General features: G+C 60.2%; 20 protein-coding genes and 1 riboswitch. Of the genes, 6 read left to right on the top strand and 14 right to left on the bottom strand.

Annotation, left to right across the window (positions count from 1 at the left end):
* Positions 1 to 78: 78 nt before the first annotated feature.
* Positions 79 to 1,293 carry a phosphoserine phosphatase SerB gene (serB, locus tag QF010_RS29640; protein ID WP_008153333.1) on the bottom strand — a complete coding sequence of 405 codons (1,215 nt, stop codon included), beginning with the start codon at positions 1,291 to 1,293 and terminating at the stop codon, positions 79 to 81.
* A 135-nt stretch (positions 1,294 to 1,428) separates the two neighbouring features.
* On the opposite strand from serB, the gene QF010_RS29635 reads away from it, so the two are divergent.
* The gene (locus tag QF010_RS29635; RefSeq protein WP_033055507.1) at positions 1,429 to 2,961 is read left to right on the top strand and encodes an AhpA/YtjB family protein; all 1,533 of its coding nucleotides are present in this window, start codon (positions 1,429 to 1,431) and stop codon (positions 2,959 to 2,961) included.
* Between the two features lie 278 nt (positions 2,962 to 3,239).
* Here QF010_RS29635 and QF010_RS29630 read toward each other — a convergent pair whose 3' ends face one another.
* From QF010_RS29630 to QF010_RS29590, 9 genes are all read right to left on the bottom strand, one after another.
* A complete protein-coding gene (locus tag QF010_RS29630; RefSeq protein WP_033055506.1) occupies positions 3,240 to 3,953 on the bottom strand; it encodes a PqiC family protein in 714 nt (237 codons plus the stop codon).
* A gap of 176 nt (positions 3,954 to 4,129) precedes the next feature.
* Positions 4,130 to 6,397 (bottom strand): DNA topoisomerase IV subunit A, encoded by a 2,268-nt coding sequence (parC, locus tag QF010_RS29625; RefSeq protein ID WP_033055505.1) that lies wholly within the window; start codon positions 6,395 to 6,397, stop codon positions 4,130 to 4,132.
* Positions 6,398 to 6,404: 7 nt separating this feature from the next.
* Positions 6,405 to 6,929 (bottom strand): retropepsin-like aspartic protease family protein, encoded by a 525-nt coding sequence (locus tag QF010_RS29620; RefSeq protein ID WP_033055504.1) that lies wholly within the window; start codon positions 6,927 to 6,929, stop codon positions 6,405 to 6,407.
* Positions 6,926 to 7,915, bottom strand: coding sequence for an esterase-like activity of phytase family protein (locus QF010_RS29615; protein WP_429534507.1), 990 nt, complete (start codon positions 7,913 to 7,915; stop codon positions 6,926 to 6,928). Before QF010_RS29615 ends, QF010_RS29620 begins: the two co-directional genes overlap by 4 nt.
* Positions 7,915 to 9,819, bottom strand: a complete 1,905-nt coding sequence (parE, locus tag QF010_RS29610) for a DNA topoisomerase IV subunit B (protein ID WP_429534506.1) — start codon at positions 9,817 to 9,819, stop codon at positions 7,915 to 7,917. The genes QF010_RS29615 and parE overlap by 1 nt, the downstream gene beginning before the upstream one ends.
* Before the next feature lie 42 nt (positions 9,820 to 9,861).
* On the bottom strand, positions 9,862 to 10,470 hold the full coding sequence (locus QF010_RS29605; RefSeq protein ID WP_008153348.1) for a YqiA/YcfP family alpha/beta fold hydrolase: 609 nt from the start codon (positions 10,468 to 10,470) through the stop codon (positions 9,862 to 9,864).
* 226 nt (positions 10,471 to 10,696) lie between these two features.
* Positions 10,697 to 11,512, bottom strand: a complete 816-nt coding sequence (cpdA, locus tag QF010_RS29600) for a 3',5'-cyclic-AMP phosphodiesterase (protein ID WP_429534505.1) — start codon at positions 11,510 to 11,512, stop codon at positions 10,697 to 10,699.
* Positions 11,513 to 11,610: 98 nt separating this feature from the next.
* Positions 11,611 to 12,063: a DUF1249 domain-containing protein gene (locus tag QF010_RS29595; RefSeq protein WP_008153350.1), complete on the bottom strand. Its 453-nt coding sequence runs from the start codon at positions 12,061 to 12,063 to the stop codon at positions 11,611 to 11,613.
* Positions 12,054 to 12,671, bottom strand: coding sequence for an NUDIX domain-containing protein (locus tag QF010_RS29590; protein WP_033055495.1), 618 nt, complete (start codon positions 12,669 to 12,671; stop codon positions 12,054 to 12,056). Before QF010_RS29590 ends, QF010_RS29595 begins: the two co-directional genes overlap by 10 nt.
* A 228-nt stretch (positions 12,672 to 12,899) precedes the next feature.
* Here QF010_RS29590 and QF010_RS29585 point away from each other — a divergent pair, with 228 nt between their 5' ends.
* Positions 12,900 to 13,646, top strand: coding sequence for an RsiV family protein (locus QF010_RS29585; protein WP_429534504.1), 747 nt, complete (start codon positions 12,900 to 12,902; stop codon positions 13,644 to 13,646).
* Here the strand turns inward: QF010_RS29585 and cytX are convergent.
* Together cytX and thiC are read right to left on the bottom strand one after the other, a co-directional pair.
* Positions 13,615 to 14,907: a putative hydroxymethylpyrimidine transporter CytX gene (gene cytX / locus QF010_RS29580; RefSeq protein ID WP_429534503.1), complete on the bottom strand. Its 1,293-nt coding sequence runs from the start codon at positions 14,905 to 14,907 to the stop codon at positions 13,615 to 13,617. The two genes, QF010_RS29585 and cytX, sit on opposite strands and share 32 nt — an antisense overlap.
* Before the next feature lie 159 nt (positions 14,908 to 15,066).
* A complete protein-coding gene (thiC, locus tag QF010_RS29575) occupies positions 15,067 to 16,956 on the bottom strand; it encodes a phosphomethylpyrimidine synthase ThiC (protein ID WP_046056450.1) in 1,890 nt (629 codons plus the stop codon).
* A 163-nt stretch (positions 16,957 to 17,119) separates the two neighbouring features.
* Positions 17,120 to 17,225, bottom strand: a riboswitch (TPP riboswitch).
* Positions 17,226 to 17,416: 191 nt separating this feature from the next.
* On the opposite strand from thiC, the gene QF010_RS29570 reads away from it, so the two are divergent.
* Positions 17,417 to 18,856, top strand: coding sequence for a TolC family outer membrane protein (locus QF010_RS29570; protein ID WP_429534502.1), 1,440 nt, complete (start codon positions 17,417 to 17,419; stop codon positions 18,854 to 18,856).
* 103 nt (positions 18,857 to 18,959) lie between these two features.
* Here QF010_RS29570 and waaA read toward each other — a convergent pair whose 3' ends face one another.
* Together waaA and QF010_RS29560 are read right to left on the bottom strand one after the other, a co-directional pair.
* Positions 18,960 to 20,237: a lipid IV(A) 3-deoxy-D-manno-octulosonic acid transferase gene (gene waaA, locus QF010_RS29565; RefSeq protein WP_429534501.1), complete on the bottom strand. Its 1,278-nt coding sequence runs from the start codon at positions 20,235 to 20,237 to the stop codon at positions 18,960 to 18,962.
* Between the two features lie 11 nt (positions 20,238 to 20,248).
* A complete protein-coding gene (locus tag QF010_RS29560) occupies positions 20,249 to 21,151 on the bottom strand; it encodes a LysR family transcriptional regulator (RefSeq protein ID WP_429534500.1) in 903 nt (300 codons plus the stop codon).
* 103 nt (positions 21,152 to 21,254) lie between these two features.
* Here QF010_RS29560 and QF010_RS29555 point away from each other — a divergent pair, with 103 nt between their 5' ends.
* The 3 genes from QF010_RS29555 to QF010_RS29545 all read left to right on the top strand — a co-directional run bounded on the left by QF010_RS29555 (position 21,255) and on the right by QF010_RS29545 (position 23,758).
* A complete protein-coding gene (locus QF010_RS29555) occupies positions 21,255 to 21,587 on the top strand; it encodes a DMT family transporter (RefSeq protein ID WP_033055625.1) in 333 nt (110 codons plus the stop codon).
* 186 nt (positions 21,588 to 21,773) lie between these two features.
* A complete protein-coding gene (locus tag QF010_RS29550; protein WP_033055486.1) occupies positions 21,774 to 22,949 on the top strand; it encodes an NAD(P)/FAD-dependent oxidoreductase in 1,176 nt (391 codons plus the stop codon).
* On the top strand, positions 22,946 to 23,758 hold the full coding sequence (locus tag QF010_RS29545) for an aldo/keto reductase (protein ID WP_033055484.1): 813 nt from the start codon (positions 22,946 to 22,948) through the stop codon (positions 23,756 to 23,758). The genes QF010_RS29550 and QF010_RS29545 overlap by 4 nt, the downstream gene beginning before the upstream one ends.
* Positions 23,759 to 23,777 lie beyond the last annotated feature (19 nt).

The raw sequence follows: 23,777 nt of genomic DNA, 5'->3' as shown, positions 1-23,777 counted from the left end.
CAGTCCTTTTTTGGGGCCGATTCGCAGCCCAACGGGAGCAAGCTCCTTCGCCACAAGGCTCTTTCAGCCCTGAAACAATCAGAGCTGCCCGTCGCGATCCCGGAAGCCCAGCAAATACAGCACGCCATCCAGCCCAAGGGTGGAAATCGCCTGCTTCGCCGACTGCTTCACCAGCGGCTTGGCGCGGAACGCCACACCCAACCCGGCAATCGCCAGCATTGGCAAATCGTTGGCACCGTCGCCGACCGCAATGGTCTGCTCCAGACGCAAACCTTCCTTGTGCGCCAGTTCCTTCAGCAGATCCGCCTTGCGCTGTGCATCAACAATCGGCTCGACCGCCACGCCGGTGACCTTGCCGTCGACCACTTCCAGTTCGTTGGCGAACACATAGTCGATACCCAACTTGGCCTGCAATTGCTTGGCGAAGTAGGTAAAGCCGCCCGACAGGATCGCGGTTTTGTAGCCCAGACGCTTGAGTTCGGCGAACAGGGTTTCGGCACCTTCGGTCAGGCGCAGGGAGGCGCCGATGGAATCCAGTACGCTGACATCCAGCCCTTTCAACAAGGCCAGGCGCTCCTTGAAGCTGGCGCGGAAGTCCAACTCGCCGGCCATCGCCCGCTCGGTGATCGCGGACACCTGATCGCCCACGCCGGCAGCCTTGGCCAGTTCGTCGATCACTTCGGCTTCGATCAGCGTCGAGTCCATGTCGAACACCGCCAGACGGCGGTTACGGCGGAACAGTGAATCTTCCTGGAAGGCGATGTCGACGTTCAATTCCTGCGCGACGCTGAGGAATTCGGCCCGCAGCGCTTGCGGATCAGCCGCTTCACCACGAACGGAAAACTCGATGCAGCCTTTACCCTGATCGGCCGGGGTGTCCAGCGGCATGCGCCCGGACAGACGATCGATGTGGTCGATGTTCAAGCCATATTTGGCGGTGATCGAACTCACAGCCTGCAATTGCCCGGCGGTCACTTTGCGGGTCAGCAGGGTCACGATGTGGCGTTTCTTGCCCTGATTGCCGACCCACTGCTGGTAATCCTCTTCGGACACCGGCGTGAAACGCACCTGCTGATCGAGCTTGTACGCCGTGAACAGGATGTCCTTGAGCACCGACTTGCCTTGCTCGGTGTCAGGAATTTCAACCAGGATGCCGAACGACAACGTGTCGTGGATCACCGCCTGACCAATGTCGAGAATGTTCACACCACCCTGGGCCAGAACGCCGGTAATGGCCGCAGTCAGACCCGGACGGTCGACTCCCGTGATGTTTATCAGGACGATTTCGCGCAAGGCGCACCCCCGCAGGTGGAAAAAAACCGCATTCTACCCACTTTCAGTGACCATCGGGCACCGTGAGCGCTTTGACGGTCTAGGGCCTGTCGCTATACTGCGCGTCAACTTCACGGACAAAAGAGCCGAGCTCAAGTGAACCGGCCCACGCCAGTAAAAACCGATAACTTCTTTCTGCTGATCTTCCGTGCACTGCGCCACCGCCGTGTACCGATTGCATTGCGCATCGCCAGCCATAACGTGATCCTGGTCGCTCTGGCCCTGGTGATCTATGCCTGTGTGATGGGTTTGCAGTTCAAGCAGGCCATGCACGAGCAGGCGGATGCCCTGGGCGAAAGCCTGACCACCCAGACTGCCACGTCCGCCACGGAGCTGTTGGTGTCCAACGACATCCTCAGCCTCAACGTGCTGCTCAACAACCTGACCAAAAACAAGCTGGTGGCTCACGCTGCCATCTACAGCGTGGATAACCGCATCCTCGCCGAAGCCGGTCAGCGCCCCAAGCACAGCCTGCTGGGCGAAGCCGAAGGCATGTACCAGAGCAAGATCACTTTCCAGGATGTGACCGCCGGGCAACTGCGCATCAGCCTGGACATGGATCAGTTCCAGCAGCCGATGACCATCAGCCTGCAAAGCATGGGCATTTTGAGCGCGATCCTGCTGGCGCTGTCCCTGGCCTTGAGCCTGCGACTGGGTCGGCACATCTCCACACCGTTGCTGCAATTGCGGGTGTGGCTGCGCCATATCGACGAACACACCCCGGGCACCGAGCGTCAGGATGAGATCGGCGACCTGGCTCGCCAGCTGCACGCCGACTTCGCGCCAGAGCCCGCCGAGCCGGAACCCGCTCCCGAGCCTGAATACGACGAAAGCGACTACGAAGACGCGGACGATAACGAGCCAACCTTCGAAGTGCGCAATTTGCGTGACCCGAGTTTCGATGAATCCAAGCCTGTGGCTGGCCTCAAACCTGCGCCACGGCGCAGTGTCAGCACCGTTGAAGACGATGATGACGACGATGCATTTGCCGACCTGATTGATGAATCAGTGTCGACGGCGCCGAAACCGGTAGTCAAACCGCAACCATCGAACGTGCCGCAGCACAGCGCGGTGCTGGCCGTGCAACTGGGCGCTCAGGATCAACTGCGCCGTCTGCCCCGCACACGACTGGAAGAACTGCTCAAACGCTATCGCGACTGCCTCGATCAGGCCGCCTCGCTCTACCAGAGCGAGCTGCACACCCTGAACGATGGCAGCACCCTGATGCTGTTCCACACCGAAGACAGCGGCGACGACTACCTGACCAACGCTATCTGCTGCGGTGAGTTGTTGCGGGCTCTGGGCCATCAGTTGCAGATCGAAGTTGCCGACAGCGGCATCACCCTGCAATTGCAACTGGGCCTGACCCTGGGTGACGAGCTGTTCGGCCTGAGCCAGATAGATCTGCTGCTGACCGAAACCGCTCAGGATGCGCTGGCCCTGTCGCAACACAGCCGCAACCTGTTGCTGGTGGAGCGCAAGATCGGTGACGACGCGCTGATCCGCCAGCGCGCACGCATCCGCCCAATCGCAAGCCCGGAAGGCGCTTGTTGCGTAGAGCGACTGATGGAGCCTTATCCGTCGATGCTCGAGCGGCAACTGGCGCGGATGCATGAACGCCGGGCGTAAATAGCCCCGCTACGAAAAAGCCCGCAGACGAGTAATCGTCTGCGGGCTTTTTGTTGCTACCTGATTCTTGTAGCAGCTGCCGAGCCTGCGAGGCTGCGTTCGGCTGCGCAGCAGTCGTAAATCAGTCAGCGCGATGGGTCATGCAATCGTTTGAACAGGATTTGCGAGGGCTTCGGTCCAGCGCGACCCCGGCTCGAACGCAGCCTCGCAGGCTCGACAGCTGCTACGGAAACAACAAAGCCCGCACATGGCGGGCTTTGCTTTGGATCAATCCAGACTTAGAACCTGAATACTTCCATATCGGTCCGGATCGGCGAAGCCATCGGGATCTTTGGTTGCTTATCCTGTTCTGCCGCCGGCGCCACAGGCTTGGCAGCCTGTTTTCTTGGTGCTTCGGCAATTGGCGGCTGATTAGCCAGCGGCTTGAGCGCCGTCGACAGTTGCTCGGCCAGACGCTGCAGCAATACACCCTGAGCCTGAACCTGAGCCGCCGTACCACCGGCATGCTGTTCCTGCAGATGAATGATGCGGTTATCACGAACCTGGCCACGACGGTCGATCAGACGCCATTGCGCATCAAGGATCGCCGGTTGCGCCTCACCCGAGTCCAGGCGAGTAATCGTCAGAAGAACCTGCACATCCGGCGTGAAGCCCACTGTCGCTGGCGCCAGCACCACGCGCTGGCTGTCCAGACGACCGGCGACCTGACGCAGCAGCAGCTGATCGATGTCCGAAGACAGGCTACCTGCCCAACGACCATCAGCCGAAGCTTGCAGGCTGCCATCCGGCTGTCGCTGCAACAATGTTTCGCGTTGCAGGTAATCAGCGACCGTTACCGGACCCAGCAAAACAGCCATGCCCGCGCTTTGCGCAGGCTGAGCCGGACTTCCGCTGTCCAGCTGATACAGCGACACCGGTTGGTGAACGCTGCAACCCGCCAGGCCAAGAACGCCAGCGAGCATCAAAATAAAAGGAAGGCGCAGAGCAGTCATCGTCCCATCCAGGTGGTCGCCACAAGGCTAACCACAGTGAAAATACTCAATAAATGTGAAGAACGCTCGGCCACGCCGGCGCTTGAAAGGCCATATCATCCGTGAATATGCGTTCCGACTCCAGCGGCAAAGCGTCGATCTACGCGTTAAATCGTAGATCGAGCGCTCTAGGACGCTTAATTGAGGTTTTCGACGAGCAGCGCATCTACCCTCTGAAAGCCACGTGGCAGTTTGTTACCACGACGTCCACGCTCACCTTTGTAGTGTTCGAGGTCGTCCGCTTTAAGGGACAAAGTACGTTTTCCGGCCTGCAGCACCAACGTGGCGCCATCCGGCAGTACCGCGATGTCCGTGACATATTCTTCGCGACTGGCAACACGCTCACCGGAAATCCCGATGATCTTGTTGCCTTTGCCCTTACCTAATTGTGGCAGATCACTGATTTTGAAGATCAACAGGCGACCTTCGGTGGTCACCGACGCCAGCCAGTTTTGCTCACGATCAGCCACCGGACGCGGCAGAATCACCTTGGCGTTGTTCGGCAGGCTCAACAGCGCCTTGCCCGCCTTGTTCTTGGCTTGGAGGTCTTCACCTTTTACCACGAAACCGTAACCGGCGTCGGACGCAATCACGTACAGCGAATCGTCTTCCGGCATTAGCACGCATTCAAAGCTCGCCCCTGGTGGTGGCGTCAGACGGCCGGTCAGTGGTTCGCCCTGGCCACGGGCCGATGGCAGCGTGTGCGCGGCCACCGAATAGCTGCGACCGGTGGAATCGATAAACACCGCAAACTGGTTGGAGCGGCCGGGCGCCAAGGCCTTGAAACCATCCCCGGCCTTGTAGGAAAGCCCGGTGGCGTCGATTTCGTGCCCCTTGGCAGAACGAACCCAGCCTTTTTCCGACAGAACGACGGTTACTTTCTCGTTCGGCAGCAGATCGTGCTCGGTCAGGGCCTTGGCTTCGGCGCGCTCGACGATTGGCGAGCGGCGGTCGTCGCCGTAAGTTTCGGCGTCCTTGATCAGTTCGGTGCGGACCAGTTTTTTCAGCTTGGCTTCGCTGCTCAGCAGGGCTTGCAGCTTGGCTTGTTCCTTAAGCAGCTCATCCTGCTCGGCACGCAGCTTCATTTCTTCCAGTCGCGCCAACTGACGCAAACGGGTGTCGAGAATGTAGTCGGCCTGGATTTCGCTCAGGGCGAAACGCTCGATCAGCGCGGCTTTCGGGTGCTCCTCGGTGCGGATGATGTGAATCACTTCATCCAGGTTGAGGTAAGCGATCAACAAACCGTCCAACAGGTGCAGGCGACGCTCGACCTTGTCGAGGCGGAATTGCAGGCGACGACGCACAGTCTGGACCCGGAATTCCAGCCACTCGACCAGCAATGCCCGCAGGTTTTTCAGCTGCGGCTTGCCGTCCAGGCCGATGATGTTGATGTTGACCCGGTAGCTCGACTCCAGCTCGGTGCTGGCGAACAGGTGCGTCATCAGTGCGTCGTGATCGAAGTTTTTGCGCGCGCCAGGAATGATTACGATGCGGCACGGGTTTTCGTGATCGGACTCGTCTCGCAGGTCAGCGATCTGCGGGGCTTTGGACGGTTTGGCCTGCATCATGGCCGCGATCTGTTCCAGCACCTTGGCGCCAGACACCTGATGCGGCAGCGCGGTGACGATGATGTCGCCGTCTTCGATGTGGTACACGGCGCGCATACGCACCGAGCCCTTGCCGGTTTCGTACATTTTCAGCAAGTCGGCGCGCGGCGTGATGATTTCCGCTTCGGTCGGGTAATCCGGGCCCTGGATGTGCTCGCAGAGCTGTTCGACCGTGGCTTTGGGCTCATCGAGCAAACGCACGCACGCCGTGGCGACTTCGCGCAGGTTGTGCGGCGGTACGTCGGTGGCCATGCCCACGGCGATGCCGGTGGTGCCGTTGAGCAGGATGTTCGGCAAACGTGCCGGCAACACCAGCGGCTCGTCGAGCGTACCGTCGAAGTTCGGGCCCCAGTCCGCGGTGCCCTGGCCCAGTTCGCTGAGCAGCACTTCGGAATAACGCGACAGCCGCGCTTCGGTGTAACGCATGGCGGCAAAGGACTTGGGATCATCCGGCGCACCCCAGTTACCCTGGCCGTCGACCAGCGTGTAACGGTAGCTGAACGGCTGGGCCATCAGGACCATGGCTTCGTAGCAGGCCGAGTCGCCGTGCGGGTGGAACTTGCCGAGCACGTCACCAACGGTACGCGCCGACTTCTTGTGCTTGGAATCGGCGTCCAGCCCCAACTCGCTCATCGCGTAGATGATGCGCCGCTGTACCGGTTTCAGGCCGTCGCCGATATGCGGCAAGGCACGGTCCATGATCACGTACATGGAGTAGTTGAGGTAGGCATTTTCGGTGAAGTCAGCCAGTGACCGGCGTTCTACACCGTCCAGGCTGAGATCAAGGGAGTCGCTCATGCGGGCCTCATCGGTTCGTTGTCTGGCGCAGCAGCATGGTGCCACCGCGCTGGGTAAATTCAAGTTTGTTCAGCGCGCTCATTCCGAGCAGCACTTGCTTGCCATCCAGGCCTGGCACGACGAGGGCGCGCACATCACGCAGCACAATGTCGCCCAGTTGCAGCCGGTCGATACGGGTTCGGTAACCCTGGGTGCGACCGTTGGCTGTGCTCAGGGTCACCCCGAAGCCTTTTTCCAGTTTCAGCCGTTCGGCCATTTCCGCCGGGATCGACACATCGGTCGCCCCGGTATCGAGCATGAAATCCACCGGCTGACCGTTGATCTGGCCGCTGGCGACGAAGTGACCCTGCGTGTTGCTGGCCAGTTTCACTTCGATAAACCCTTCGCCCTGCTCAGAGCTGACGACGGTGTTGGGGTTCTGCTGACGCGCCTCCCACTGGCCGAAAAACCGCGTCGCCAGAAACAGCGCCGCGCACCAGGCCAGCACCATCAACACTCGACCGGCGCGTTTGCCTGGCGGCTGCTGACTCATGACTTGGCACTCCAGCCACCTTCAGGCGCGGCAAAGCGCCAGACGATCGGACGCTCCTCGCCATCGGCGCGGGCATCGTTGTTGTTGTCGGTGCCAATCCACGCGCCCTCGGCGTCAACAATCAACGCTTCGGTCAGGCCGTAAGGGTTTGAATAGCGGCGATGCGCCTGCAAGGCTTCATCGGCAAACGACCAGCAACGTTCCACCTTGGCCGTAACCGCATCACGGCGGCAGATCTGGTAAGCGTTGCGCTCAAGGGTAAACAGCTTGCCGTTGAACAGCGACAGATCGGCAAAGTCTCGGGACACTGCTTTGGCTCGGGGAAACTGCGCCGGCTGCATTTCTTTCCCGGCTTCGCTCAGCAACACACAGCCACCATCGCAATCCCATACCGTTTGTTTGCGCTTGATCAGCAACAAGCCACGGCTTTGACGCTCGGCGGCGAGCCACAATTGATCACCCGCCGGATTGATCGCCAGGCCTTCAAACAACGCATTGAAGTGCAGCAGCATGCCACTGGCCCGGGCTTCGCGAATCAGAATCGGCGAGATCTTCAGCCAGGACGATGGCCCAACGGGTGGCACTTGCAGAATCGCGGCGTGGGATTCGCTGACGATGTAGCGATTACCGGCGCTGTCGCAGGTGATGCCTTCAAAATCCAGATCCCCGCCACGGACAAACGACGCCGCCCAGGATCGCGAACGCAAACCCCAGGGCAAACCGCTGTCTGGCACCGGCGGCACGCCGATGCCCACGGTTTCGGCTTGCCATACCCTGTCGCGGGTATCGCGCCGGTAAATCTGATCGTCGTCGCGATCCGACACCGCCCACATATCCTTGCCACACTGGGCCAGCCCGGACAGGTTGCCGCCGCGCATACCCTCAACGGGATGCTCGGACAACAGGCGCAGTTCCGGCACCGGTTCGGCAAACACCGAAACCGAGGTCAGAAGTAACGCACACGCCAGGGCCAAGCCAACCCGCATCAGCCAAGAACCTCGGCCAGGTTGCCTTTGGATTCCAGCCAGGATTTGCGGTCACCGGCGCGTTTCTTCGCCAGCAGCATGTCCATCATTTCCGAGGTCGCTTCGAAATCGTCCAGCGTCAGCTGCACCAGACGCCGAGTGTTCGGGTCCATGGTGGTTTCGCGCAGCTGCGGCGGGTTCATTTCACCCAGACCTTTGAATCGTGTGACCTGCGGCTTGCCGCGTTTCTTCTCGGCCACCAGACGATCGAGGATGCCATCGCGCTCGGCTTCGTCCAGGGCGTAATAAATCTCTTTGCCCAAGTCGATACGGTACAACGGCGGCATCGCGACGTAGACGTGTCCGGCATCCACCAACGGGCGGAAATGCTGGACGAACAACGCGCACAGCAAGGTGGCGATGTGCAGACCGTCAGAGTCGGCGTCAGCGAGGATGCAGATCTTGCCGTAACGCAGCTGGGCGATGTCCGCCGAGCCTGGATCGACACCGATGGCCACGGCGATGTTGTGCACTTCCTGGCTGGCCAGCACTTCGCTGCCGTCGACTTCCCAGGTATTCAGAATCTTGCCGCGCAACGGCAGGATCGCTTGAAACTCTTTATCCCGCGCCTGCTTGGCCGAACCGCCGGCGGAATCACCTTCCACCAGAAACAGCTCGGAACGCATCGGATCCTGCCCGGCACAGTCAGCGAGTTTGCCCGGCAGTGCCGGCCCCGCGGTGATGCGCTTGCGCTCGACCTTCTTGCTGGCCTTGAGACGACGGCCGGCATTGTTGATCGCCAGTTCCGCCAGCAACAGGCCGGTTTCCGGGTTGGCGTTGAGCCACAGGCTGAACGCGTCCTTGACCACACCGGAAACGAACGCGGCCGCTTCACGGGACGACAGGCGCTCTTTGGTCTGGCCGGAGAATTGCGGCTCTTGCATCTTCATCGACAGAACGAAAGCGATGCGTTCCCAGACGTCTTCCGGCGCCAGTTTCACGCCACGAGGCAGCAGGCTGCGGAATTCGCAGAACTCGCGCATCGCATCGAGCAAGCCCTGACGCAAACCGTTGACGTGGGTACCGCCCTGCGCCGTCGGGATCAGGTTGACGTAGCTTTCCTGAACGCTGTCGCCACCTTCCGGCAACCACAGCAGAGCCCAATCGACCGCTTCTTTGTTACCGGCCAGGCTGCCGCAGAACGGCTCGTCCGGCAGGCGTTCGAATCCGTTGACCGCGTCGACCAGGTAGGAGCGCAGGCCGTCTTCGTAATGCCATTCGACTTTCTCGCCGGTGGCCTTGTCTTCAAAACTGACCAGCAACCCCGGGCACAGAACGGCCTTAGCCTTGAGCACGTGCTTGAGGCGGCTGATGGAGAATTTCGGCGAATCGAAGTATTTCGGGTCCGGCGCGAAGAACACGCTGGTACCTGTGTTGCGCTTGCCGACGGTACCAATGATTTCCAGCTCGGTTTTCTTGTAACCGTCGGCGAAGGTCATCTGGTATTCGTTGCCATCACGCTTTACGCGCACCCGAACTTCGTTCGACAAGGCGTTGACCACGGAAATACCCACCCCGTGCAGACCGCCGGAGAACTGGTAGTTCTTGTTGGAAAACTTGCCGCCCGCGTGGAGCTTGGTGAGGATCAGCTCGACGCCCGACACGCCTTCTTCAGCGTGGATATCCACCGGCATGCCACGGCCGTCATCGCTGACTTCCAGGGAGTGATCCGCGTGCAGGATGACCTGCACCGAGGTCGCGTGCCCGGCCAAGGCTTCGTCGACGCTGTTGTCGATGACTTCCTGGGCGAGGTGGTTCGGCCGACTGGTGTCGGTGTACATGCCGGGGCGTTTGCGCACCGGGTCGAGGCCCGAGAGGACTTCGATGGCGTCTGCGTTATAAGAGCTAGCGCTGGGAGTGGCCATGGGGTCTCGTCGTCAAATGTTCTGTGAAAAAGAGGCGGTATTTCACAGTGCTGTGAAATCGATCGCCTGATACAAATCTGCGCCGATGCCGGCAAAACTCAGCATTGCCGGCAATTGCTCGGCAAAACCCTGGAAACTGTGGTCGCCACCGGCCTGGATACGCAAGGCACAGGCCCGGTAGTACTGCTGGGCGAGGCGATAGTCCAGCGTTTCATCGCCGGTCTGCAACCACACCTGATACCGCTGCGGGTCCTGGGGCGCCGGCACTTCCAGCTCGGCCAGGGCCGTCACATGGTCGTGGGTCAACTCCCAAGCCTCATCGGTATACAGGTTTTTCTGCGTCCCCAGATACCCGTCGAACATCCGGTGCGGACTGACGGCAGGGTTGATCAACAGGGCCTTAAGGCCATGGCGCTCGGCCAAGTGAGTCGCATAGTAGCCGCCGAGTGAGCTGCCGACCAGCAGTGGCCGCCCAAGCTCCTCAATCGCCTTGTTTAGCTGACCGATGGCCTCACGCGGATGGTGATGCAAGGCCGGAACGCGCAACTGATCGCTCAAACCCAGACGCTCCATCACTTGCACCAACTGCGTGGCCTTTTTAGACGAAGGCGCGCTGTTGAAACCGTGGATATAAAGGATCGAACCAGACATTTGAGCTCCCTGTGCGTCGGGTAAAGAGGCGCAGTTTACAGGGAGAAATGCGGGGATTGGGGCTGGATCGAGAATTTGGTGACAAGCAGGGCCACCCCTCACCCTAACCCTCTCCCAGAGGTAGAGGGGACTGACCGAGGTGTTCTTGGAGCTACATCGACCTGAGATATCGAGTCGAACTCAGGGCTTCAAGGACATGAATATCGGCTCCCTTTCCCCCTCTCCCCTAATAACCGTCGGATCCGTAATCAACCTGGAAGTCGAACCCGCTTACGCGTTCCACGCCAGTTTCCAGCCGGCCATCAGGCAAAAGCCGCAACCAGCGATACCCCGGCGCCTGATCACTGACCTTGAAATCATCACTACCCGGTTCGAACTGAATACATGTCGAAGGTGACGCAATCAGCCGCACCCCCTTGCGATCCTGATCAATCTCCTGATGCACATGCCCCCATAAAACAGCGCGCACCTGCGGAAACCGATCCAGCACGGCAAACAAAGCATCTGGATTGCGCAATCCAATCGGCTCCATCCAGGCACAGCCAATGGACACCGGATGATGATGGAAACACACCAGATGATGCCGCTCCGGCGCCTCACTCAACGAACGCACCAGCAACTGCAACTGCGCATCCTGTAAGAACCCCGGCACCGACCCCGGTACGGCCGAATCGAGCAACGTGACGCGCCAGTTACCGACATCCACCACCGGCTCCAGCAACGCACTCTGCACGGCAGCCTCCGCCATGATCAGCGGCTCATCATGATTACCGGGAATCCAGCGCGCCGGCGCATCAAGCTGCCGCGTCAGGTCGCGAAACTGCTGATAGGACTCCAGCGTCCCGTCCTGAGAAAGATCGCCACTGGCAATAATCAAGTCGATCTGCGGCTGCCGAAGCCGCACCAACTCGATGACCTTTTGCAGGCTGTCCCGGGTATTCATGCCCAACAACGTCCCGTCCGTCTCGGCAAACAGATGACTGTCGGAAAGTTGCACCAGCAACGCCGAATCGGCGGTGGTCAAAATGGATACGCTCGGCAAGGCGTTCTCCCAGGGCTGAATCACGGGATGGATGAGTGCCGCAATTATGCTGGGGGACGATCAAAAGGGGAAACCTGTGAACCTGACGCAGTTCACATCTATCGAACGACGGCGTACTCGTGTCCGCAGGCCAGGCAATGGCTCAGCCATTCGCCCAGAAACATATTCAGCTGGGCCTTTTCGTCCGGCTGATGCATTGAGGCATTCGGGTAAGGATAGATGCCGCGAAAGCGTCGCGCATGTTCGGCGCTGACGACTTCGGCCATGCACGCGTCGTGATAGACCTGAACTTCCAGTTGCGGCACCGGCAGCCACGGCAGGCTGTGTTCCTGGCGCACTTGCAGGGTTGTGGTGTACGGACAGACCTGCAGCACTTCCAGGGCCAGCACGCCGAGCATCTGGTCGCCGTGGGTCACGGCAATGCGCCGCGCCTCCGGCTCGTTGCGCATGTCCGGCAACAGTCGCATCAGGCGCGCGTAGTTGGCCTCGCAGGAGGCTTGCAGCCCCACAAGGTCAACCCGATAGCGATCGCGCAGTTTGTTTACGACCATAACCCCCTCACTTCAGCGCGGTTCAAAGCTAGCCATTGCAAGGCAATGATGCTGGCCGCGTTGGCAATTCGTCCGTCGCGTACGGCCTGCAGGGCATCTTCGAACGCCCAGACCGTGACGCGGATATCTTCTGCTTCTTCCTCCAGCCCATGCAGGCCGCCGACGCCGGTGCTATCGCAACGCCCCAGGTACAAATGCACGAATTCATTGCTGCCGCCCGGCGATGGAAAATATTTGGTCATCGGCCAGAGCGCCCCGAACACAAGCCCAGCTTCCTCCTGCCCTTCGCGGTGAGCAACTTCTTCCGGCACTTCTTCCTTGTCGATCAGACCGGCGACCAGTTCGATCAGCCATGGATTGTCGGTTTTACCCATGGCGCCGACGCGAAACTGCTCGATCAACACCACTTCGTCGCGCTGCGGATCGTAGGGCAGCACGCACACCGCATCGTGGCGAACGAACACTTCACGATTGATCTCGCGGCTCATGCCGCCGGCAAACAATTCGTGGCGCAAGTGCACACGATCGAGCTTGTAGAAGCCCTCGTAGCATCTTTCGCGCCGAACGATATCAACGGCGGTCGGAATGGCGTTGGCAAAATCAGTCATGACTATCCTCTTTACTGCAAATCCGTTATGAGGCTCCTTTTTGTGACTTGCAACCTCGACTTCGCGCCATCCTAACGCGCCCGCGACCTTTGATGCAGCCCCTTTACAGTCAGCGGGATAGACGGTGAGGGCGAAACCAACTCTAATTAGCTTAGTGGCGAACTGACTGCTTCGTTGAGAGTCGAAGCGGATAACTTTTTGCCTTTCCCTGTTTTATGAAGGACGCCCATGTCGCTTTTTAAAATCGCCTCCGTGGCTGTAATCGCCCTGACCCTGGGCGCCTGCCAGAGTTTGTTCCAACCCAACTACCGGACGCCGCTGGAAACCACCCGCGATGCATCCGAACAGCTGAAACCGGGTTGCACAACACCTGACTGCCCGCTGGTGAACATCGATACGTTGCGCTTCCCGGCCGAACCGCAACTGGACGGCATCATTGAAAAACGCCTGCTGCAAATGACCCGCACCTCGCCCGACGCCCCGGTGGCGCCGACGCTGGCAGCGTATCGCGAGCAGTTTTTGAGCAGTGCCGGCCCGCGCTACAGCAGCTATCTGCAAGCCAAGGTACGTGAGCAGCATGACGGCTTGGTGATCATTGAATTTTCCAGCTACCTGGACACCGGCGGCGCCCATGGCACCCCGGGCCGCAGCTTCATCAACTATTCGCGTCAGCAACACAAAGTGCTGACGCTGTCGGACATGTTGGTGCCGGGGCAGGAAGAGGCGTTCTGGAAAGCCGCGCAAGTGGCGCACAACAGCTGGCTGATCAGCACCAAGCTCGATCAGGAGCCGGAGTTCGTGAAGCAGTGGCCGTTTCAGAAAACCCAGAACGTGGCGCTGACGTACGGCGGGGTGATCCTCAAGTACGAAGTGAGCACCATCGCGCCTTACGCGCTGGGTCACGTCGAACTGAAGATCCCTTACCCCCGCCTGAACGGCATTATCAAACCCGAGCTGTTTCCTGGCCGTAACTGAAGGCCCGACCCAGCACGAGTTGCAGCAGCCCTGCCAGAATCAGTGACGGCAGGGTTGCGCCGATGTCCGGATACAGATTAGCCAGCAAATGATAGGTGCTCACGCCGCCCAACCAGGCGAGCAACGCCGGCCAGCGCAATGCGGCTGACGCCACGCGAGCACTGCGTTTGCGCAGGATGAAGTGATCCACCAGCACCACGCCGAACAGCGGCGCAAACACCGAACCGATCAACAGCAGGAAGTTTTGATACTGGGCCAATGGCGCCAGGCACGCGATCAGTGTGCAGATCACGCCGATGGCCAAGGCCAGGTGCTCGACTTTCAAGCGCAACAAAATCCCGCTCGAAACCGCTGCCGAGTGAATATCGGCAAAAGCGTTTTCCGACTCATCCAGCAGAATCAGCAGCAGCGGAATCCCCAGACCTGCGCCAGCCAATGCCAACAGCAAGGCATTCACTTCACCGCTCGGCGCGAACGCCAGGGTGTAGGCCACGCCCAGGCTCATCAGCCAGAAGTTACCGATAAAGAAGCCCAGCGCCGTGCCGCCGAACACGTTTTTCGCACGCTTGCCGAAACGCGAGTAGTCGGCAATCAGTGGCAGCCAGGACAGCGGCATGGCGATGGCAATGTCGAAGCCCACGGCGAACGACATCGAACCGTCACCGGCCTGCGCCCACAACGTCGCCAGATCAGCCTTGGCGAACAGGTTCCAGGTCAGCCAGATGCACGCGGCCAGCAGCAACCAGATGCCCCACTTGCGCAGGATCTGACGGACGAATGTCAGCGGACCACTGACGGCCAGCAAGGTTGCCAAACCACCAAAGAACACGGTCCAAAGCAGCGGATTCGACAGCAGACTGCCTTCGCTGAACGCCCGCGCGCCGAGCAGGCTGGCGGCGTCGCGCATGACGATGATTTCGAACGAGCCCCAACCGATCAGTTGCAGCAAGTTCAGCACGGCCGGCAGGCTCGCGCCTTTTGCACCGAGGCTGAGTTTGAGCGCGGTCATCGATGACAGGCCGGTGTCGCTGCCGATCACGCCGACCGCGGCCAGCAATAGAACGCCAACCAGGGTGCCAAGGAAGATGGCCATCAACGAGCCGGACAGGCCCAGACCTGGTGCGAGCAATGCACCGGTCTGCAGGACCATCAGGCCGATGCCGAGGGAGAACCACAGGGAAAACAGATCGCGGCCGCCGAAGACTCGTTTGTCTTTGGGCACCGCGATATCAGGGGAATACGTGCTGGGTTGAATGCTCAAGGGTGTTATCTCAGAGGGACATTTGTTGTTGTGTTGACCACCCCTTGTAGGAGCGAGGCTTGCCCGCGAAAGCGGTGTGTCAGAAAAAACGCCTTCGCGGGCAAGCCTCGCTCCTACAGGGACTACGCCAGCCTTGAGAGACAGGCGTTGCCGGTCAGATCAAACCTTCTTGTACAGCTGACTGCCTTCCTGTTTGAACCGCTCGGCCTGGTCCGCCAATCCCTGGGCGACTTCGGCGTCGACGGTTTCGATACGCTGGTTGGCCGCGTATTCGCGGACTTCCTGAGTGATCTTCATCGAACAGAATTTCGGTCCGCACATGGAGCAGAAGTGCGCGACCTTGGCCGAATCCTTCGGCAGGGTCTCATCGTGATACGAACGAGCCGTGTCCGGATCAAGGCCCAGGTTGAACTGGTCTTCCCAACGGAATTCGAAACGCGCCTTGCTCAAGGCATTGTCGCGGATCTGCGCGCCCGGATGCCCTTTTGCCAGATCGGCGGCATGCGCGGCGATCTTGTAGGTGATGATCCCGGTCTTCACGTCATCCTTGTTCGGCAGACCCAAGTGTTCCTTCGGCGTCACGTAGCACAGCATGGCGCAACCGAACCAGCCGATCATCGCCGCACCAATACCTGAGGTGATGTGGTCGTAGCCTGGCGCGATGTCAGTGGTCAGCGGGCCGAGGGTGTAGAACGGCGCCTCGTCACAGCATTCCAGCTGCTTGTCCATGTTCTCTTTGATCAACTGCATCGGCACGTGGCCCGGGCCTTCGATCATGCACTGCACGTCGTGTTTCCACGCGATCTTGGTCAGCTCGCCGAGGGTTTCCAGCTCACCGAATTGCGCAGCGTCGTTGGCGTCGGCAATCGAGCCCGGACGCAGGCCATCGCCCAGCGAGAAGCTGACGTCGTAGGCCTTCATGATTTCGCAGATGTCTTCGAAATGGGTGTAGAGGAAGTTCTCTTTGTGGTGCGCCAGGCACCACTTGGCCATGATCGAACCACCACGGGAAACGATACCGGTGACGCGCTTGGCGGTCAGCGGCACGTAGCGCAGCAACACGCCGGCGTGGATGGTGAAGTAGTCGACGCCCTGCTCGGCCTGTTCGATCAGCGTGTCGCGGAACAGCTCCCAGGTCAGGTCTTCGGCAGCGCCGCCGACTTTTTCCAGGGCCTGGTAAATCGGCACTGTACCAATCGGAACCGGCGAGTTGCGGATGATCCACTCGCGGGTTTCGTGAATGTGTTTGCCCGTGGACAGGTCCATGACCGTGTCCGAACCCCAGCGAATGCCCCAGGTCAGTTTCGCCACTTCTTCTTCGATGGACGAACCCAAGGCGCTGTTGCCGATGTTGCCGTTGATCTTCACCAGGAAGTTACGGCCGATGATCATCGGTTCCAGTTCGGTGTGGTTGATGTTGGCCGGAATGATCGCGCGACCACGGGCGATCTCTTCACGGACGAATTCGGGGGTGATGATTTTAGGCACGCTGGCGCCGAAGCTGTGACCGGCGTGTTGCTGGTCCAGCAGCCCGGCGGCACGGGCCACTTCGAGCTTCATGTTTTCGCGGATGGCGACGTATTCCATCTCGGCGGTGATGATGCCTTTGCGGGCGTAGTGCATCTGGCTGACGTTGGCACCGGCCTTGGCCCGGCGCGGGTTGTTCACGTGAGCGAAACGCAGCTTGGTCAGCTCCGCATCGGCGAGGCGTTCCTGGCCGAAGTTGGAACTCAGACCCGGCAGGCGCTCGGTGTCGCCACGGGACTCGATCCACGGCGAACGCACATCGGCCAGGCCTTTGCGCACGTCGATGATGACGTTGGGGTCGGTGTACGGGCCCGAGGTGTCGTACACAACGACAGGCGCGTTGATCTCACCGCCGAAGTCGGTCGGGGTCACATCAAGGCTGATTTCGCGCATCGGTACGAGGATGTCCGGGCGAGAGCCCTGAACATAGATTTTTTGCGAGCGGGTAAACGGCTGAACCGATTGCTGATCGACTTGGGCCGAATCACTCAGGTTCGTAGTGTTTTTTAGTTTTATCGTCATCACGGGCTCTCCAGACACATCCAGGCAGTGGATTTTTGTCGGAGCGAACCTGTAATCGAATGGACGCACGGGCGCTGGGAAAACCAGCTGTGCTGTGCTCAGTGCTCGAGGGGTGTTCGATTGTCGAACAACATCCCGGACGAAGCACAAGAGGACTCGCCGGGTGACGAGAAATCTTGTTCCCTACGCAGGCGCTAACCTGATCAGGTTCAACGGGATCCGAAATTATTCGATCTCAGCCTCATAGCAAGGCACCCCGACAAGAACCCGGCCAGTCTAGACACAACTGGCAAAGAACGCCAACACCGCGGTAAACACCATGATGAATGGCGTAATTACAGGATTGTTGCCATGCCGATGCCCAACTACACTCGCACCCCATTCCCCGCCTTGACGCTGTGCGGGCTGCGCCGTACCTTTGGCGCTCAAATTATCAGCGTAATTTTTTAGGGATCGCCTCATGCTGCGCAAACTTTCACTGGCCCTTGCCGTGTCTTGTGCGTCCAACGGAATGGCCTGGGCAGCAGAAGCGCCCTTATCGACCAAGACGGATCTGGTCAGCGTCTACCAGGAAGCGGTGGACAACAACGCCGACCTGGCTGCAGCCATTGCTCAATATGGCGCCCAGAAAGAAGTCGTGCCCCAGGCCCGCGCCGGGTTGCTGCCGAACCTCTCTGGCGGTGCCGAAATGGCCAACGTGCGCACGTCGATCGATCAGCCTTCATCCACCTTCAGCCGCAATGCTCATTCGTATCAGGCCACTCTGGCGCAACCGCTGTTTCGAGCCGATCGCTGGTTCCAGTTTCAGGCCGCCAAGGACGTTAATGAACAAGCTGCGTTGCAACTCTCGGCGACCCAGCAAAACCTGATCCTGCAGACCGCCGAAAGCTACTTCAACGTATTGCGCACCCAGGACAACCTGGCCTCGACCAAGGCCGAAGAAGCCGCATTCAAACGCCAGCTCGATCAATCCAACGAGCGCTTTGATGTCGGCCTGTCGGACAAGACCGACGTGCTGCAATCGCAAGCCAGTTACGACACCGCACGGGCCAACCGCATTGTTGCGCAACGCCAGGTTGATGATGCGTTCGAAGCGTTGATCACCCTGACCAACCGTCACTACAACTCGATTCAGGGCATCGTCCACACCCTGCCGATCCTGCCGCCAGCACCTAATGATGCCAAGGCCTGGGTCGACACCGCCGCCAGGCAGAACCTGAATTTGCTGGCAAGCAACTACGCCGTCAGCGCCGCTGAAGAAACCCTCAAGCAGCGTAAGGCCGGCCACGCGCCGACCCTGGATGCCGTGGCGAAGTACGAGAAAGGTGATAACGATGCTCTCGGCTTCAGCAACCCCAACTTCATAGGCCAGCCGTATAAGGGCAACGTGGACCAGACCACTGTGGGCCTGCAACTGAACATCCCGATCTACAGCGGCGGTCTGATCAACTCTCAGGTGCGCCAGTCGTATGCGCAGCTGGACCAGTCCGAGCAACAACGTGAATCCCTGCGTCGGCAAATCGTCGAAAGCACCCGCAACCTGCATCGCGCAGTGAACACCGACGTCGAGCAAGTGCAAGCACGCAAGCAGTCGATCATCTCCAACCAGAGCGCGGTGGAAGCCACCGAAATCGGTTATCAGGTGGGTACGCGAAACATCGTCGACGTACTGGATGCCCAGCGTCAGCTGTACACCTCGGTGCGCGACTACAACAACACGCGTTACGACTACATCCTCGACAACCTGCGTTTGAAGCAGGCTGCGGGCACGTTGAATCCGGGGGATTTGCAGGACCTGGCGCGTTATCTCAAGCCCGATTACAACCCGGATAAAGACTTCCTGCCGCCGGACCTGGCCAAGGCTGCGGCCGAGCAGATGAGGGCTAAACCAACGCAATAAAAAGCAAAAGATCGCAGCCTCGTTTCACTCGACAGCTCCTACATGGGATTTGTATTCATCCTGTAGGAGCTGTCGAGTGAAACGAGGCTGCGATCTTTTTGGTCTATCGGTCGATCAACCGCCCCAACCCATCCAGCAACCGCTGCAACGCGCCCTGATTGGTGCGCATCACTTTCAACCCCGCCTCCGCCATCCGCTGCGCATCGCGCGGCAACTCGAACAGCCGCTGCACCGCCAGCGCCAGACCTTCAGCATCCTCCACTTCCTGCAACGCCCCGGCACTGCGCAGTTGCGCGGCGATTTCGAGGAAGTTAAACAGGTGCGGCCCACTCAACACCGGTTTGGCCAAAGCCGCCGGTTCCAGCAGGTTATGCCCGCCGTTCGGCACCAGACTGCCGCCAACAAAAGCGCTGTCAGCCAAGGCATACAGGAACAGCAATTCACCCATGGTGTCGCCCAGCAGCACCGACGTACCGGCGGTGACGGGTTCGCCAGTGGAACGACGGACCGTGGCGAAACCCTGCTGCCGACACAACTCAAACACCGGGTTGAATCGCTCCGGATGGCGCGGCACCAGAATCAGCAATGCATCAGGATGATTGGCCAGCAACTGCCGATGAGCCGCCAGCACCACTTCGTCTTCACCTTCGTGAGTACTCGCGGCGATCCACACCGGACGCTCCTGCGCCTGCCATTGCGCACGCAACTCGGCGGCGCGCTGAAGCAGTTCCGGGGCGATGGTCAGGTCGAACTTGATCGAGCCGGTCACTTCCACGGTTTGCGAACGCGCACCCAAATCGCGGAAGCGCTGGGCCTCGGCCTCGGTCTGCACCGCGAACAGGCTCATCTCGGCAAGCATCGGTTGGGTCAGTTTCCTGAAACGGCCATAGCCCCTGGCCGAACGTTCGGACAGTCGCGCATTGGCCAACGCCACCGGAATGCCGCGCTTCGCACATTGGTGAATGTGGTTGGGCCACAGTTCGGTTTCCATGATCACCGCCAGTTTCGGCTGGACCCGATCAAGGAATCGCTTCGCTGCGCAAGGCAAGTCGTAAGGCAAATAGCAGTGCTGGATGCGCGGCTCATTGGCGAACAGCGCGTGAATGCGCTCGGACCCGGTCGGGGTCATGCAGGTCACGGTAATGGGCAACTGTGGATAACGTTGCAGCAAGGCACGAATCATCGGCGCCGCGGCAATGCTTTCGCCCACCGACACCGCATGCACCCAGATGCCGCCCGTTTTCATCGCCGGTAACCCGAGGGAGAAACGTTCGCCAATGCGCTTGGCGTACGCGGGCGCCTTGCGCGAACGCAGCCACAGCCGAATCGCTACCAATGGCAGCCCCAGGTAAAACAGCGCGGTGTAGAGAGTTCTATTCATGGCGGCGGAGTTTATCGGCTTTTTTGACCGATCGCCTGCAAGTGCACGGCAAAACGTTCCGCCAGCCAACGCGCCGCCGGGCCGAGAGGTTCGTCGCGGCGCCAGACCAGCTCAACCACCAGCGCTGGCGGGGTCCATTCGCTGACCAGTTCGACCATCAGGTCCTGATACGCCGGGTACTGCACCACGTGTCGCGGCAGCCAGGCCCAGCCGAGCCCACGCACCAGCCATTCAGCCATCACGTAGAAACTGTCGGCCCGCCAGACTTGCGGACTGGCCGGCTCGCTACCGGGGTAGACACTCGACTGTGTGGACATCAGCAACTGCCGATGCTGCGCCATTTGCTGGCAATCAATCTGCTTCTGCTGCGCCAATGGATGTCCGACACCGCATACCGTCACCATCTCAACGCTGCCCAACACCCGCCGCTCGAGCGCTTCGGGAATCTGGTCGTGATAAAACAGCAACCCCAGATCGGCCCGACGCTCCACCAGTTTGCGCGCTACATCGCCTTGGGCGGCGCTGGTCAGTTGCACTTCAAGGCTGGGAAATTGTTGGGCCAGGGCTTCGAAGCTTTCGATGATCGGTTGATAGGGCATCGCCTCATCCTGGGCCACACGCAAACGAGCCTCCTGGCCGCGCATCATCGCCAGCGCCCGACCGTTAAGGCGTTCGCATTGGCGCAGCACTTCCCGCGCCTCCTCCAGCAAGGCATTGCCGGCCTCGGTGAGTTTCGGCTGGCGGCCGCTGCTGCGGTCGAACAGGATGACGCCCAGATCCTCTTCCAGCAGCGCAATCGAACTGCTGACCGCCGACTGCGCCTTGCGCTGATCCCGCGCTACCGCAGAAAACGAACGCTGCTCCGCTACGCTGACGAACAGCCGCAGCTGCTCCAGATTCCATTGCGTGTTCATGGCTCAACCCATCTTCAGAACAGATAGGTAATGACTTTACCGCATCTGGAGAATCTCTAGAATGCCGACCTCAGAAAGCAACACTTCACACGAGGATGCACCCATGACCGCTTACTACTACCTGGCCATTGCCATCTGCGCCGAAGTGATCGCCACCGTTTCGATGAAAGCGGTCAAAGGCATCAGCACCCCGCTGCCGCTGATTCTGGTTATTGTCGGTTATGGCATCGCCTTCTGGATGCTGACGCTGGTGGTGCGCAGCGTTCCGGTGGGCGTCGCTTACGCAGTGTGGGCCGGCATGGGGATCGTGATGGTCAGCGTCGCGGCGCTGTTTATCTACGGGCAGAAACTGGATGTGCCGGCGATGATGGGGATGGCGTTAATCGTGCTCGGTGTCGTCGTGATCCAACTATTTTCCAAAACCGCCGGCCACTAACTGACACCACCAATCCCCTGTAGGAGCGAGCCTGCTCGCGAAAGCGGTGTGCCAGTCGACTGAAAAGGTGCCTGACACATCGCCATCGCGAGCAGGCTCGCTCCTACAGGTTTTGTATGCGCCTACAAATCCCCTCTTCGTCGAGTCTGTATACTGCGCCCTCGTCTTGAACACTGAGGTCGCTGCATGCCATCCGTTATTTCCACCGACGTTCTGATTGTCGGCGCTGGTGTCGCCGGCCTCTGGCTGAATGCGCGCCTGCGCCGTCAGGGTTTTTCGACCGTGCTGGTGGAAAGCGCCAGCCTCGGTGGCGGGCAAAGCGTGAAATCCCAAGGCATCATCCATGGCGGCGCCAAGTACGCGCTGCATGGCGCCCTGACCGGCGCCTCGGAAGCCATCGCCGACATGCCTCGGCGCTGGCGTGAAGCCCTTGCCGGCGACGGCGAACTGGACCTGACCGGCGTGCGCCTGCTGTCCGAAGCTCATTACCTCTGGTCCCCCGGCACGATCGCCGGCAACCTCACCAGTTTCTTCGCCAGCAAGGCCGTGCGCGGCCGTGTCGATCAGGTCAAGGGCGAGCAACTGCCGCCCGCCCTGCAAGACAAGCGCTTCAAGGGCAAGGTCTATCGCCTGGCGGAACTGGTGATCGACGTGCCGAGCCTGATTCAGCGCCTGGCCGATCTGGCGGGTGATGGTTTGCTCGCCGGCCAGAACATCGAACCGTTGCTGGAAGGTGGCGTTTTGGTCGGACTCAAAGTCGACGAGCGCGAAATCCGCGCCCAGCGCATCGTCTTGAGCGCCGGTGCCGGTACGGCAGCGCTGCTCGAAGCGCTGGGGCTGAGCCAGCCCGCCATGCAACGCCGGCCGTTGCACATGATCATCGCCAAAGGTCCGGGCCTCAAGCCACTGTATGCCCACTGCCTGGGCGGCGGCACCAAGCCGCGCATTACCGTGACCACCCATCCGGCCGCCGATGGTCAGTGGGTCTGGTATCTGGGCGGCGATATCGCTGAAACCGAAGGTGTCGCCCGCGAACCCTCCGAGCAAATCGCCACCGCGCAGAAAGAACTCGGTCAGTTGCTGCCATGGATCGACCTGAGCACAGCGCAATGGGCCACTCTTCGAGTGGATCGCGCCGAGCCACTGCAATCGGGACTGACCCGTCCTGATAATGCATTCCTTGCCGAAGAAGGCCGGCTGCTGGTCGGTTGGCCAACCAAACTGGCGCTCGCTCCGGACTTCGCTGATCGCGTCATCGCGTCCTTGCAGCGCGACGGCATCCAGCCAAGCCATTCTGCCCCGCTTCCCGACCTGCCAAAACCGCCGATGGGCGTCCCTGCCTGGGAGCAACTGCTGCCATGAGCCAACCGACCTTGCACGATCTGCATCGCCCGCTGGGTAGCACCGGCCTGTTGGTTTCGCCACTGGGCCTGGGCACGGTAAAACTCGGCCGCGACCAAGGCGTGAAATACCCCAACGGTTTCCAGATTCCCGATGATGACGAAGCGCGCATGCTGCTTAAACTCGCGCGCGACATGGGCATCAACCTGATCGACACTGCCCCGGCCTATGGCCGCAGCGAAGAACGCCTCGGTCCGTTGCTGCGTGGGCAGCGCCAGGATTGGGTGATCGTCAGCAAGGTCGGCGAAGAGTTTGCCGACGGTCAGTCCCATCATGACTTCAGCGCCGCTCATACCCGACTGTCGGTGGAACGTAGTCTGCAACGGCTGGAAACGGACTTCATCGATCTGGTGCTGGTGCACTCCGACGGCAACGACCTGGCGATCCTCAACGACAGCGAAGTCTATGCGACCCTCGCGGCGTTGAAGAGTGAAGGCAAGATTCGCGGCTTCGGTTTTTCCGGCAAAACCGTCGAAGGTGGTTTGAAGGCTCTGGAACAAGGTGATTGCGCGATGGTCACCTACAATCTGAACGAACAGAACGAGAAGCCGGTCATTGACTATGCTGCTGCTCACGGCAAAGCCATTCTGGTCAAGAAAGCCCTGGCCAGCGGTCATGTATGCCTGAGCCCGGGCGTCGACCCGGTGCGCGCCAGCTTCGAGTTGTTGTTTGAACATCCGGGTGTTGCCAGTGCTATTGTCGGGACCATTAATCCGCTGCACCTCGCCCATAACGTCGCGACCGTTGCCCAGGTCCTACGTAGAAACTGATGCCGCCCACGCGGCCTTA

The organism is Pseudomonas silensiensis, assembly GCF_050434865.1.
Lineage (GTDB): Bacteria > Pseudomonadota > Gammaproteobacteria > Pseudomonadales > Pseudomonadaceae > Aquipseudomonas > Aquipseudomonas fluorescens_W.
Note: the sequence above shows the minus strand (reverse complement) of the source record. Positions and strands in the feature narration are given on the sequence as shown.

Coding starts and splice junctions, on each gene's coding strand:
- QF010_RS29630 (WP_033055506.1), bottom strand. CDS start 3,953: ATGACTGCTCTGCGCCTTCCTTTTATTTTGATGCTCGCTGGCGTTCTT.
- parC (WP_033055505.1), bottom strand. CDS start 6,397: ATGAGCGACTCCCTTGATCTCAGCCTGGACGGTGTAGAACGCCGGTCA.
- QF010_RS29620 (WP_033055504.1), bottom strand. CDS start 6,929: ATGAGTCAGCAGCCGCCAGGCAAACGCGCCGGTCGAGTGTTGATGGTG.
- QF010_RS29615 (WP_429534507.1), bottom strand. CDS start 7,915: ATGCGGGTTGGCTTGGCCCTGGCGTGTGCGTTACTTCTGACCTCGGTT.
- parE (WP_429534506.1), bottom strand. CDS start 9,819: ATGGCCACTCCCAGCGCTAGCTCTTATAACGCAGACGCCATCGAAGTC.
- QF010_RS29605 (WP_008153348.1), bottom strand. CDS start 10,470: ATGTCTGGTTCGATCCTTTATATCCACGGTTTCAACAGCGCGCCTTCG.
- QF010_RS29595 (WP_008153350.1), bottom strand. CDS start 12,063: ATGGTCGTAAACAAACTGCGCGATCGCTATCGGGTTGACCTTGTGGGG.
- QF010_RS29590 (WP_033055495.1), bottom strand. CDS start 12,671: ATGACTGATTTTGCCAACGCCATTCCGACCGCCGTTGATATCGTTCGG.
- QF010_RS29585 (WP_429534504.1), top strand. CDS start 12,900: ATGTCGCTTTTTAAAATCGCCTCCGTGGCTGTAATCGCCCTGACCCTG.
- thiC (WP_046056450.1), bottom strand. CDS start 16,956: ATGACGATAAAACTAAAAAACACTACGAACCTGAGTGATTCGGCCCAA.
- QF010_RS29570 (WP_429534502.1), top strand. CDS start 17,417: ATGCTGCGCAAACTTTCACTGGCCCTTGCCGTGTCTTGTGCGTCCAAC.
- waaA (WP_429534501.1), bottom strand. CDS start 20,237: ATGAATAGAACTCTCTACACCGCGCTGTTTTACCTGGGGCTGCCATTG.
- QF010_RS29560 (WP_429534500.1), bottom strand. CDS start 21,151: ATGAACACGCAATGGAATCTGGAGCAGCTGCGGCTGTTCGTCAGCGTA.
- QF010_RS29555 (WP_033055625.1), top strand. CDS start 21,255: ATGACCGCTTACTACTACCTGGCCATTGCCATCTGCGCCGAAGTGATC.
- QF010_RS29550 (WP_033055486.1), top strand. CDS start 21,774: ATGCCATCCGTTATTTCCACCGACGTTCTGATTGTCGGCGCTGGTGTC.
- QF010_RS29545 (WP_033055484.1), top strand. CDS start 22,946: ATGAGCCAACCGACCTTGCACGATCTGCATCGCCCGCTGGGTAGCACC.